The sequence below is a fragment of the Rhodococcus sp. RD6.2 genome, from assembly GCF_001040705.1.
Lineage (GTDB): Bacteria > Actinomycetota > Actinomycetes > Mycobacteriales > Mycobacteriaceae > Rhodococcus_G.
Genome location: NZ_CVQP01000010.1, coordinates 289564 through 301443, shown reverse-complemented (window position 1 = coordinate 301443; position 11880 = coordinate 289564). Strand labels below are relative to the sequence as shown.

10 protein-coding genes are annotated in these 11880 nt (G+C 69.4%); 1 reads left to right on the top strand and 9 read right to left on the bottom strand.

The genetic code is table 11. The features are described from left to right. Positions 1 to 34: 34 nt before the first annotated feature. The 9 genes from RHCRD62_RS22330 to RHCRD62_RS22290 all read right to left on the bottom strand — a co-directional run bounded on the left by RHCRD62_RS22330 (position 35) and on the right by RHCRD62_RS22290 (position 10896). Positions 35 to 1294 (bottom strand): hypothetical protein, encoded by a 1260-nt coding sequence (locus RHCRD62_RS22330; RefSeq protein WP_050066933.1) that lies wholly within the window; start codon positions 1292 to 1294, stop codon positions 35 to 37. 102 nt (positions 1295 to 1396) lie between these two features. Beyond that, positions 1397 to 3808 (bottom strand): CaiB/BaiF CoA transferase family protein, encoded by a 2412-nt coding sequence (locus RHCRD62_RS22325; RefSeq protein WP_050066932.1) that lies wholly within the window; start codon positions 3806 to 3808, stop codon positions 1397 to 1399. A gap of 31 nt (positions 3809 to 3839) precedes the next feature. After that, entirely contained in the window at positions 3840 to 5282 is a 1443-nt protein-coding gene (locus tag RHCRD62_RS22320; RefSeq protein WP_050066931.1) for an aldehyde dehydrogenase, read from the bottom strand. A gap of 22 nt (positions 5283 to 5304) precedes the next feature. Continuing rightward, positions 5305 to 6489: a thiolase C-terminal domain-containing protein gene (locus tag RHCRD62_RS22315; RefSeq protein WP_050066930.1), complete on the bottom strand. Its 1185-nt coding sequence runs from the start codon at positions 6487 to 6489 to the stop codon at positions 5305 to 5307. Then, complete coding sequence (locus RHCRD62_RS22310; RefSeq protein ID WP_050066929.1) at positions 6486 to 6929, bottom strand: Zn-ribbon domain-containing OB-fold protein; 444 nt, start codon at positions 6927 to 6929, stop codon at positions 6486 to 6488. The genes RHCRD62_RS22315 and RHCRD62_RS22310 overlap by 4 nt, the downstream gene beginning before the upstream one ends. Beyond that, a complete protein-coding gene (locus RHCRD62_RS22305; protein WP_050066992.1) occupies positions 6926 to 7240 on the bottom strand; it encodes a hypothetical protein in 315 nt (104 codons plus the stop codon). The genes RHCRD62_RS22310 and RHCRD62_RS22305 overlap by 4 nt, the downstream gene beginning before the upstream one ends. Before the next feature lie 127 nt (positions 7241 to 7367). Next, positions 7368 to 8864, bottom strand: a complete 1497-nt coding sequence (locus tag RHCRD62_RS22300; RefSeq protein WP_253277433.1) for an acetyl-CoA acetyltransferase — start codon at positions 8862 to 8864, stop codon at positions 7368 to 7370. A 149-nt stretch (positions 8865 to 9013) separates the two neighbouring features. After that, positions 9014 to 10051, bottom strand: coding sequence for an LLM class F420-dependent oxidoreductase (locus RHCRD62_RS22295; RefSeq protein WP_050066991.1), 1038 nt, complete (start codon positions 10049 to 10051; stop codon positions 9014 to 9016). 35 nt (positions 10052 to 10086) lie between these two features. Then, positions 10087 to 10896 (bottom strand): enoyl-CoA hydratase-related protein, encoded by an 810-nt coding sequence (locus tag RHCRD62_RS22290; RefSeq protein WP_050066927.1) that lies wholly within the window; start codon positions 10894 to 10896, stop codon positions 10087 to 10089. Positions 10897 to 11029: 133 nt separating this feature from the next. On the opposite strand from RHCRD62_RS22290, the gene RHCRD62_RS22285 reads away from it, so the two are divergent. Further along, the gene (locus tag RHCRD62_RS22285) at positions 11030 to 11854 is read left to right on the top strand and encodes a glucose 1-dehydrogenase (RefSeq protein ID WP_050066926.1); all 825 of its coding nucleotides are present in this window, start codon (positions 11030 to 11032) and stop codon (positions 11852 to 11854) included. Positions 11855 to 11880 lie beyond the last annotated feature (26 nt).

The following is an 11880-nucleotide window of genomic DNA, read 5'->3' as shown; positions in this document are numbered from 1 at the left end:
AGTGAGGCACCGCCGCTCGAGCGCGGCGGGGTCGTCAGCCTCCGCAGACCGGGCTTCCCGGGAAGGCAGGGATGCCGCCCCGGCAGCCAACCTCGGTGACCGCGTTCAGTCGCTCCACCGGGTTCCGATGCTGCAGCGCGGGCAGAAGTCCGTCCACGAGTAGCGCGGACTTCACCGTCGGCGTGAGGGCCTGGGAGTCGAGAGTGCCACGAACGCGGGCGAATTCGACGAGTTCGTCGTAGATCATCGACAGAGCCGCTTCGGTGGTCTGATCCTCCGGCTCCAGTGCACCGAAGTCGACACCGGTCTCGTACTCGTGGCGGACGGCGTGCGGGCCCTGGTCGCAGGCGGGCTTGTTCAGGTCGATGCGGAAGTCCGGACGTTCCGGCGACGGCGCGGTCACCGTGCCCGCGTCGGTGCAGGCATGGTGCGAGATCCGGTCGGCGAGAGCGTGGAGGTAGATGCCGATCCTCGCGTTCCAGGACTCGGCCCCCACCCAGGAATCGAACTGCGGCGCCAGCACTCCGTCCGAAATGACCTGTGGGCCGGTTACGTTGGTGAACGGGATGGCGAGCGGAGCCTGCACGCTGTACGTGCCGTTGATCTGCGCCGCTTCCGGATCGGCGAAACACTCGGTACCGGTGGCGTAGTCACCGGACGCCGACGGGTTGGTGAAACCGCCCGTGCACAACGGCGCCGCGGTGCCGGGCCCGGCCATCGCCCAGCGCCGCACGTGCGTGAGCATCACCTCGTGCGCGGGGTCGTCGACGTCGGGACGCAAACCGTCCGGCTCCGGGTCCCGCAGGTCGCGCATCGTCGGCAGGAAGTGGAACAGGAACCCGCCGGTCGCGAAGTGCGTCCGCACGAGACCGCTGATGTCAGCGGTGGTGAGGGCGGCGGCGTCCGGCACCGGCGCTCCGTCCGCGTCGCGCGGCACGAAGGTTCCGAGGTCGGTCGCCTCGTCGTATGCCGCGATCCAGTACGCGTCCCGTTCGGAGAACCCGACGGTGCGGGCGATGATGTAGGTGGAGTCGGAGTGCACGAGACTGCGACCGCCGAGCGGCTGGCGGAGCGTGTAGCCGTAGCGCACGAACGCCTCGAGTCCGCAGAGCGGACCGTTCGGATCGTCCACGGGGCAGGGTGGGGGCAGGGGCGCGCAATTGTGCGGCGGCGCCCCGCCCGGGGTGTAGCAAATGTCCTCTGCGAACCCGTGCGCTTGCGGCGGCGCGAATGCGAACGTCGCGCCGACAACTGTCAGCAGCACCGTGGTCAAGCTCCGAATGTGGCCGCCCATCGTGCGCACCTTCCGGTTACCCGCCCCCGATCACCGTACACCCGACAACGGAGGACCGGACCGGAAAACTGCAGGTCACAGCTTGATCACCGAGCGTGTGCGCTACCCGGCGGTGACCGCCGACCTCAGTGCGGGGTCCGTCGCCGGTGGCTGCAGGACGCCGGATCGCACCAGCGCGTCGATCTCGGTGTCGTCCATGCCGAGCAGTTCGGCGCAGATCTGCCGGGTCTGCTCCCCGGCGAGCGGGGCCTGTCGCGCAGGCGGGTCGGAGATCTCCCCGAAGACGGCGACGCGGGCGGTGGCGGGCAGGTCCGCAGGCAGCAGATCGTGACCGATCGTCGTGTAGGTGCGCCTGGCGGTCAGGTGCGGGTCGGTGAGGAGCTCCGGCAGTCGCAGCATCGCGCCCGCCGGCACTCCGGCGGCCTGCAGCGTCGCCGCCGCCTCACGTGGATCCCGATCGACGAGCCACCGCGCGACACATGCGTCCGCCTCGGCGCGATGGGCGATGCGTTGCGGTGCGGTGGCGAACCGGCTGTCCTCCGACAGGTCCGGTCGACCGAGGACCCCGCACAGCGCAGCCCACTCGTCGTCGTTGGAGACGGAGACGACGCACCACTCGTCGTCACCAGCGCAGGCGTACACCCCGCTCGGCGACGCATACGGGTCGGTGTTCCCCGGCGCGGTGACCGTGCCGGGCCGCAGGCCCTCGGTAACGAGCTGGGATCCCAGTTGGGTCAGGGCCGTATCGGCCTGCGCGAGCTCCAGGTTCGTGCCGCGACCGGTTCGACGTCGGTCGATCAAAGCGGCCAGGACCGCGACCGCCGCGACGTGCGCTGCGATGTGGTCGGGGTACACGGTCTGGCCGTCACAGAGCAGCTCCGCATTGTCCGGGTACCGCCACAGCGCCGACACTCCGCAGGACGCACGCACCAGCGGGCCGTAGCCGAGCCTGCTGCGCCACGGTCCGGTGCTGCCGAAGGAACTCGACTCCGACACCACGATTCGCGGGTTGATCTCCGCCAGGCTTTCGTAGGAGAAGCCCATCGAGGCCAGCGTTCCCGGTTTGAAGTTGGCGAGAACCACGTCGGCGTCGGCGACCAGGCGGCGGAAGAGATCCGCGCCCTCCGGGCTACGCAGGTCGAGCCCGAGGCTGCGCTTGTTCCGATGCCCCCACGCCACCGACGCCGCCAGCGCCGCACCGCGTTTCGACTGGCGGAGTCCGTCCGGGAAGTTCGCGTTCTCGATCTTGATCACGTCGGCGCCGTAGTCCGCGAACTGCCTGCTCAGTTCGGCTCCGAAGACGATCACACCGAGGTCGAGAACGCGGAGGCCGGCCAGCGGGGCGGCGAACGGATCGTCGGCTCCGGCCGTCCGGGGGTTCCTCGTCGGCAACTGGAGGTCGTTGTGTTCGCCGAGTTGCGGTGCCCGCGTCCGGATCCCGGCGCGCTCGCCTGCCACGCTGACGTAGCCCGACGGTACGCGGGCACGCACACCGGGAGCGATTTCCGCGTCCACGAGTGATCCGGATGCCGCGAAGTGCTCGGTGGCGAGCACCTCCGTGAGGGTGTGCACTCCACCGACCGGAACACCGCGGCGCGCTCCCTCGGCCACCAGCTCGGCCTGGGTGTAGGCGGCGAACAGGTCTTCGATCAGCGGGTGCAGGGTGCCCGCCGCGGCGAACCGGGCGGGAATGGTGTCGTACTTCGGGTCCGCGAATTCGTCCGGTGCACCGAGCCATTCGAACATGCCGCGCCACTGGCGTTTGGCGAGCAGGCAGATCCGGACGTGCCCGTCCTTGCACGGGAAGACCGGGTAGAAGTTGGCGGCGTCGGGGCGCCCCCGGGGGAAGTCCTCGGACCGTCCCGCCGCTGCGGACCCCTGGGCCCCGAAACCGGGATCGAAGCCGTGCACGATCGCCTCGAACGCGGACAGGTCGACGGTCTCGCCCCGTCCGCTCGCGAGGCGCCGGTGGTACGCGAGCAGCGCCGCCCAGGCCACGTGCGCGCCGACGCTCTCCTCGACCAGCCCGGCAGGCGGCAGCAGCGGTTCGGCACCGGGCGCACCGGATCGCGACAGGACCCCGGACAGCGCGTACAGCACCTGCTCGGTGGCGATCCAGTCGCGGTACGGCCCGGTCTGGCCGAATCCGCTGACCGACACCCACACCAACTCCGTTGCCAGGGCACGGATCTCGTCCGGACCCATCCCCCGCTCCGCGAGCCATCCCGGGCGGTGCGACTCGATCAGAATGTCCGCGTCCGACGCGAGCTCCCGCAGTCGGGTCCTGCCCGCGTCGGACTCCAGGTCGAGGACGATGCCGAGCTTGTTGGCATTGCGCAGGGCGAACGGGATGCTCACACCGTCGACGACCGGCTCGGCCGACCGCGACCGCGAGCCCCCGGGAACCTCGACGCGGATCACCTCGGCGCCGAGGTCGGCGAGGTAGCGGCCCGCGGACTCGCCGAGTCCATCGGTGAGGTCGAGGACGCGGACGCCGTGCAGCGGAAGGGTCATCGTGCGCTCCGTTCGCAGAAGATCGAGTCGCTCAGGACCCGAAGTAGATCGACTTGCTGTCGTAGTAGGGGGCGATGCCCTCCGGGCCGAGTTCACGGCCCAGACCGGACGCCTTGACACCGCCGAACGGCGCGTCGAAGTCCAGTGCGTAGTGGTTGACGCCGACCGTGCCGCTGTGGATCCGGTCGGCGATCGCCAGCCCGCGCTCCTCGTCCGCAGTCCAGACGGTGCCGCCGAGCCCGTACTCGGAGTCGTTGGCGATCGCGACGGCTTCGTCCTCGTCGCTGTAGGGCGTGATGACCAGGACGGGCCCGAAGATCTCCTCCTGCGCTATGCGGGCGGCGTTGTCCACGCCCTCGAAGACGGTTGGCTCGACGTACCAGCCGACGGACTGCCCGGCGGGTGCGCCACCGCCGGTGGTGATGCGATGTCCCTCGCTACGCCCGATGTCGATGTACCCGAGCACTCGGTCGCGCTGCGCGGCACTGACCAGCGGCCCGATCTGGGTGGACTTGTCGAGCGGGTCACCGATCCGCAGGGCGCGCACCGTCTCCGTCACCGCGTCGACGACCTCGGCGTAGCGGCTTCGCGGCGCGAGGATCCGGGTGCCGGCGTGGCACGTCTGGCCGTTGTTCGGCAGGGACACCCCGAGAAGGTTCGCGGCGAAGACGTCGAGGTCCGCGTCCTCGAGGACGATGGACGCGGACTTTCCGCCGAGTTCCAGGGTCACTGGGCGCAGCAACCGGCCGCACGTCGCGCCGATGGCCCGCCCTGCCGGGGTGGAGCCGGTGAACGCCACCTTGTCGACGCCGGGGTGCTCCACCAGGTAGGCGCTCACCTCGCGCCCGGCGGGAACGACGTTGACGACACCCGCGGGAAGACCCGCCTCGACCGCGGCGTCGGCGAACACGAAGGCGTCCAGCGCGGTTTCGGGTGCCGGCTTGAGCACGACGGTGCAGCCGGCGGCGAGGGCCGGCGCGATCTTCATCGCGGCGAGCGACTGCGGGTAGTTCCACGGGGTGATCGCGGCGACGACGCCGACCGGCTCACGGCGCACCACGGTGCGTCCCCCAAGGGCGCTGGGCCGCACGTCGTCGGACGCCGTCCGACGGATGAGGTTCGCGTAGTAGCCGACCATCATGCTCGGCGCGAAGCCGTTGGCGCCGATGGACAGGGAGATCGGCATGCCGTTCTCCCTGGTGGTGAGCGCCGCCGTCTGCTTGGCGCGAGCCTTGAGCGCCGCCGCGAATCGGTCCAGGTGGTCGGCACGGTCCGCGGCTCCCAGTGCCCGCCAGGATGCCAGGCCTCGGCGCGCGGAGGCCACAGCGGCGTCGATGTCGGCTGTGGACGCGAGAGCTGTTGTGCCGAGCACTTTCTCGGTCGCGGCCTCGATGACGTCGAACGTGGCGTCGGACTGCGGGGTCACCCACTCGCCGTCGATGAACAGAGTGCGCCGGTCCAGGGAGATGTCCATGTCGATCCTTTGGCTGCGTCTTCTACAGGGTGTCTTCGTGGCCGAACAGCGTCGAACTGACGACCGGCGCCATCGGGCCACCGATGAACAGCGACGTCCGTGCGCCCTCGACCGGATTGGTGGAGGTGCCGCGAATCTGCCGCACCGCCTCGACGGCGAGGCCCATCCCGTTGACGAACGAGTCCGCGATGTTGCCGCCGCTGGTGTTGACCGGCAGCTTGCCGATCCCCGCCGTCAGGTTGTCCACGGTGAGGACTCCGCCCGCGGCGGGACCGGTGGGTACGAGCCCGTGGTCGATGAGAGCGGCGACCGCCGGTCCGCTGAAGTTCTCGTACACCTGCACGACGTCGACGTCGTCCGGTCCGAGACCCGCTGCGGTCCAGAGTCGTTCGGCGACACCGGGGCGTCCGGGACGACCGGCGAAGCCGGCGCTGGTGTAGAGGTCGTCGTTGTCGATGATCGACGAGTAGCCGCCGGGCGCGCCCTGCGCGCCCGCGAGCACGTAGGCGGCGTCGGGTCGCATGCGCTTCGCCCGCTCGGCGGAGACCAGCACCAGCGCAACGGCGCCGTCGTTCTCGCGGGAGCAGTCGAACAGATGGAAGGGCTCGGCGATCATCCGGGACGCGTCGTAGGTCGCCTCGTCGAGCGGCCTGCCGTACCCGGCGGCGGTGGGGTTGTTCTGCGCGTGCCGGTACGCGGCGAGAACCAGAGCCCGCATCGCCTCCCGGGGCACGCCGTCGTGCTCGAGCAGCCGCTGTGTGCGCAGTGCGCACACCTGGGCGGGTGAACCGACGCCGTGGGCGAGGTAGTGGGATCCGTAGAAGTACTTGGCGTAGCCGAGACGTCCGGTGTCCTCCTGCGCCATCGAGCGATAGACGACGACGCACTCGGCCTGGCCTGCCGCGATGGCGACGGCGGCGTTGTTGACGGCGGCGGCGACGGTGCCGCCGCCCCCACCCCACATCATGTTCGACCAGCGCACGTCGTCGACACCGAGCGCGCCACCGATGGTCGCGCCGTCGTGTCCGCCGCCCGCGTAGGAGACGAAGCCGTCGAGCTCGCGTGGCGAGATGCCTGCGTCCACGCAGGCGGCGACGATCGCCTCGAGGGTCATCCGCAGCTCGCCGTGCGGGGCCTCACCGCGCTTGTAGTGAAGTTCCGAAACTCCCACCACCGCTGCTGCGCCGCGCATCGTTGCCACGCTCATGCCTGTGCTCCTTCGCGTCGACGCCACCGCAGCAGCGGCCAGGTCGCGCCCTCGTCGAGTTCGATGTGCCCGACCACCGGGTCGCCAATTCGGATGTCGGTGTCGTCGCCGGTGAGAATGCCGAGGACCCTGCGGTTTCCGGCTCCAGGGAGTTCGACGAGGACGGTGACGTAGGGGACGCGGTCGGCGAGTTCGCTGATGAACGGATAGTGGCTGCGCGCCCAGCTGTAGACGGTGCCGATCGCCGGGGTCGCCTCCCATCCGGGGTCGAACGTGTGGCAGTGCCCGCAGATCCACTGCGGCCCCCAGATCCATTCGGCGCAGTTCCCGCAGCGCTGCAGTCGCAGCTCACCGGCGAGCAGGCCGTCCCAGTAGGGCTGGTCGAGTCCGTCCGAGGCCGGTCCCCAGGGGAATTCGCGCTGCGTCACGTCCGTGTTCATGCGGAGGCTCCCGACGGCGGGAAGTTCTCCAGCGCCGCGGCCTTCCACTGCCCGTCGCGCAGTTCCCAGATCGATCGCAGGCCGATCACGCCGTCGGGGGTGTCGTAGACCGTCTCACCGATCTGACGATCGCCTTCGAGGCGCACGTCCTTGATCTCGAAGCCGTTGACGGCGCCGCGGGGCACGGACACGCCGTCGAAGACGGCGGGGATGTTCTCCTGCACCATGTCGGCAATCGCTGCCTTCATGTTCCCGGACACGACGTGGCCAACGTGACGCTCGTACAGCGTCCGAAAGTCTTCTGCCGACATGTGATTCTCCTTGATCGACGTGCGTCCTGGACGCCACCTCGGCGCGTGGCGCCGGAATGCCATTAACCTTATGTCGTTAGGTATTGTGCGTCAATGCTCGCGGCATGACGGAGGCCGAAACGCCTGTTCAGGCGAAGTCGAAACCGCCGTCACCGCCGACGACGACAGGCTCCCCGGCCTCCTCGGCGACCAGAAGTCGATCGAGCGCACCGGCATCCGTGGAGGACGCGAGCGTGCGTCCCCCGTCCGGAGTGCGGGCCGCGAGGAAACCTCGCTCCGGATTCCCAGAACGGTCGTGCAGCACCGCCCAGGACTCGGTTGTCGCCGGACCCTCGTACGTCGGATGCGCGTGGACGGTCGGCTCGCGGTCGACCGCCGCCTGTACGTCCTCGCGGCGGAAGCCACCGGCCGGAGGCTCGGTCCGGTACACCCCGAATGCGTGCTTGGTCAGATAGCCGCTGTTCGCGGTGACCAGCCCGTAGCTGCCCGGCGACTCCCGCAGACGTGTAGCCAGGGTCGCGATGGCGTGGGTGCTGTAGTTGTTCCACGGGCCGCCCGCGAATGTCAGGCCACCGGTGAGGGTCAGCGGCCGACCCGGATCGCCGAGCGGCAGCCCCAGTTCACGCGCCGCGACCTGGACCGCGGACGGGAAGCAGGAGTACACGTCGACGTGCGCGACATCGTCGACCCCGATGCCGGCCAGTTCGAGCGCCCGTCCGCCGGCGATGCGGATCGCGGGCGAGCGATCCAGCGCGCCGCGCTCGGCGATGTCGTAGGTGTCGTGCGACTCCGTGCCCGACTGCGGGAACACCCAGTTCTCTCGCGGAATGCCGAGCCGTGTCGCGACCTCCACCGAGCACAGCAGCAGGGCGGCGCCCTGCTCGACCATGTTGTTCGAGTTCAGCAGTTTGGTGTACGGCGAGACGATCCACCGGTTATCAGCCGAGGGAGTGACGATCTCGTCCGCGGTGTACTCGCGCTGCGTCCATGCGTGCGGGTTGGTCGCGGCGACCTTGCTGAACCCGGACCACAGGGCACCGATCGCGTCACGGTGCTCGGCCACCGACAGGCCGGCGGACAGCCGCAGCGCCTGCTCGAACAGCGGGTAGATGTAGGCGGGACGGTCGAGTCCGGCGCGCATCTCGGTGCCCGACTGCATCGGCACCTCGTCGACGGCCAGTGACGCCTTCGGCACCGATTCGTCCTGCAGCGTCCAATCCGGCCGAACACCCTGGGCGCGCAGCTTCATTCGGGTGCGCCACGACTCGGCGCCACCGATCAGCACGACGTCGCATCGGCCCGCGGCGATGTCCTCGGACGCGGCGTTGACGAGCACCTGAGGTGTGCTGCCACCGCTGCCGGTGTAGGCGGTGTGTCGGGGCGCCGCCCCGATCCGTTCACCGACGAGCGCGCCGGGGTCCCGGTACTTCCACGACAGCAGGCCCACGATGCGGACCGAGTCCACGAGTTCGAGCAGGCGGGCACTGCCCGCCTCGGCCGCGGCCCGATGCGCGGCGTCGGCGATCAGGTCCACCGGTTCGCGGCCACCGTCGCGGTTGTTGATCTGACCGCCGCCGACGAGGACAGGAGTACGCAGGTCGAGGGGTGCAGAGTGGGCAGACACAGTGGGACCATCCAAGATCTCTTCATCGGGCATCGCCGGAGCGATCGGCCATAAGCTAATGAGTTTAGGTTAAGTCGGCTTGCGGCGGTTGTCGAGATCATCCAAGAAGGCCCTCGGAGGTCATACACCCGGAGTCGACGGAACCGCGGTCAGGTCCTGATGGCGTCGAGGATCCGCTCCCGAGAAGCCGGGCGCGGCCAGCCGCCGAGGATCATCGTGGTCAGGCAGGTCGGCTTCCACCGCTTCTCGATGTCCTCGCAGATCTTGTCCACGGGACCGACCAGCGCCACGTCCTCGACCATCGCGGTCGGGACGGCCTGCGCGGCGAGATCGACGCGGCCGTTCAGGTAGTGGTCCTGAATCTCCGCACACGCATCGCCCCACCCCATCCGGACGAACACGTCGTTGTGGAAGTTCGCGTCCTTGGCGCCCATGCCGCCTGCATAGAGGGCGACCACGGGTTTGAGCCGGGATGCCGCGCGCTCGACGTCGTCGTCCTCGACGAGCCAGCACACGTTGGCAATCTCGAAGTCGTCGGTGGTGCGGCGAGCACCCTCACGGCCGAAGCCCTCCGCGAGCGCGGCGCGGTAGAAGTCGTCGGTCTTCGGTGAGAACCACAGCGGCGTCCAGCCGTCCGCGATCTCGGCGGCCAGTGCCACGTTCTTGGGTCCCTCGGCACCCATGTAGATCGGGATGTCGCGACGCAGTGGGTGCACGATCGACTTGAGCGGCTTACCCAGGCCGGTGCCGCCCTGGTACGGCAATTGGTAGTGCCTGCCGTCGAAGGTCACCGGCTCGTCCCGGGCCCACACCGCCCGCATGATCGAGATGTACTCGCGGGTGCGTTCGAGCGGTCGCGGATACGGCTGGCCGTACCAGCCCTCGACCACCTGCGGACCTGAGGCGCCGATGCCGAGAATCACGCGGCCACCGCTGAGGTGGTCGAGGGTTTGCGCAGCCATCGCCAGCGCAGTGGGGGTACGCGCCGACATCTGACACACCGACGTGCCCAGCGCAATCGTCGAGGTACGGGCGCCCCACCAGGCCAGCGGGGTCAGCGCATCGGACCCATAGGACTCCGCGGTCCAGAAGCTGTCCACGCCGAGGGCCTCCGCCTCGGCGACCGTCTGCTCCATTCGCTTCGGCGGCCCCGAGCCCCAGTACCCGGCCATGACTCCGACCTTCACCGATCCCACCTTCCATTCGTCACAGTTGTTGTCCTTCAGTGGTTCCGGTAGACGGGGGGCCGCTTCTCGAGGAACGAGTGCACCGCCTCGCGGTGGTCCTTCGTCATGGCGGCGAGGATCTGTGTCCGGTTCTCCATGTCGATCGCGGCGCGCAGGCTGGGTACCTCGAGGTTGGACCACATCACCTCCTTGGTCATCCACACCCCGAACGGGCTGTTGCGCGCGATGTTCTCGGCGGTGTCGAGGGCAGCGTCCAGCAGGCGCTCCGCGGGATGCACCGAGGACACGATGCCGACGCGCTCGCACTCGGCGGCGTCGACGGGACGCCCAGTGAGGAGAATCTCTGCGGCCCTGGAGAATCCGATCATCCGGGGCAGCAGCCAACTGACGCCGATGTCGCAACTGGACTGCCCACGATTGATGAACGAGGCGTGCAGTGCGGCGGTGTCGGCCATGATCCGGACATCGGCCATCAACGCCAGGGCCATCCCGCCACCGGCGGCGGCACCGTTGATCGCGGCGACCACGGGCGGCCGGGCACCCCGGAATGCCTCGACCAGTGACGCGATGTGTTGCTGCACCCGCATACCCGCCTGCGCTCGGCCTTCGCCCTCCGCCGCACCAGGAGGTGTGCCGTATCCGCGCAGGTCGATTCCGGCGCAGAAGGCCCGCCCGTTGCCGGTGAGCACGATGGCGCGGGTCTCGGAGTCGTGGCGGACGTCGGCGAGCACGGTGTGCAGTGCCTCGACGAGTTCGACGTTCATCGCGTTCAGGGCGTCCGCGCGGTTGAGGCGGATCAGTAGGACGCCCGGACGCGGACGCTCGGTCACTATCAGGTCGGACATTCGGGGCCTTCCCCTCGCGTTGTTCCGACGGCACCCGGTTCACGCTTCAGCCGTCGACATATCAAGCTAATGCCTTTAGGTTAATACCTCAAGAGATCACGGTGGAGCGGACGACGACGAAGGGACTCGACACATGACGGAACTGAACGGCAAGGTCGCGGTGGTGACCGGAGGAGCGAGCGGAATCGGCGCTGCGACATGCGCACTCCTCGTGAAGCGCGGGGCGCGAGTGGTCGTCACCGACATCGACGACGAACGCGGCGAGAAGGTCGCGGCCTCGTTGGGAGAGAACGCGATCTACCTCCACACGGACGTCACCAGGGAGGAAGACGTCGCCGCCGCGGTCGGCCTTGCGACCGACCGCTTCGGACGTCTGGACGCGATGGTCAACAACGCGGGCCGGGTGGGCTCCTGGACCTACGTCGCCGACACCACCGTCGACGAGTGGGACGCCTCGTTCGCGGTGCTCGCCCGCAGCGCGTTCCTCGGCACCAAGCACGCGGCGCGGGTGATGCGCGCGCAGGGTTTCGGCGCCATCGTCAACGTGTCGTCGGTGGCCGGGGTACGCACTGGCTTCGGTCCCCACCCGTACGGCGCCGCCAAGGCCGCGACGCTGCAGATGACCCGGAGCGCCGCGCGGGAACTCGCGGAGTTCCACGTCCGCGTCAACGCCGTCACCCCCGGCGGCGTGGCAACCCGGATCACGGGACACGGTGCCGGTCTCCAAGGGGACGCCCTGGACGCGAGTATCGACAACGTCCGCAAGGGGCTGGCGTCGTTCCAGCCGATCCCCCGCGCCGGCGAGGGCGAGGACATCGCAGGCGCCATCGCCTACCTCGTCTCGGACGACGCCTCCTTCGTCACCGGGCAGAACATCGTCGTCGACGGTGGCCTCACCCTGGGCAAGGCGTGGCCCGGAAACTACCGCGCCGAGGCGGACGGCGTCGCGTCTGCGTGACTCGACCAGATTCGGTCCCGCCTCCG

Bases quoted from the DNA above. Each gene is read 5' to 3' on its own strand.
- RHCRD62_RS22330 (WP_050066933.1), bottom strand. From the start codon at position 1,294: ATGGGCGGCCACATTCGGAGCTTGACCACGGTGCTGCTGACAGTTGTC.
- RHCRD62_RS22325 (WP_050066932.1), bottom strand. From the start codon at position 3,808: ATGACCCTTCCGCTGCACGGCGTCCGCGTCCTCGACCTCACCGATGGA.
- RHCRD62_RS22320 (WP_050066931.1), bottom strand. From the start codon at position 5,282: ATGGACATCTCCCTGGACCGGCGCACTCTGTTCATCGACGGCGAGTGG.
- RHCRD62_RS22315 (WP_050066930.1), bottom strand. From the start codon at position 6,489: ATGAGCGTGGCAACGATGCGCGGCGCAGCAGCGGTGGTGGGAGTTTCG.
- RHCRD62_RS22310 (WP_050066929.1), bottom strand. From the start codon at position 6,929: ATGAACACGGACGTGACGCAGCGCGAATTCCCCTGGGGACCGGCCTCG.
- RHCRD62_RS22305 (WP_050066992.1), bottom strand. From the start codon at position 7,240: ATGTCGGCAGAAGACTTTCGGACGCTGTACGAGCGTCACGTTGGCCAC.
- RHCRD62_RS22290 (WP_050066927.1), bottom strand. From the start codon at position 10,896: ATGTCCGACCTGATAGTGACCGAGCGTCCGCGTCCGGGCGTCCTACTG.
- RHCRD62_RS22285 (WP_050066926.1), top strand. From the start codon at position 11,030: ATGACGGAACTGAACGGCAAGGTCGCGGTGGTGACCGGAGGAGCGAGC.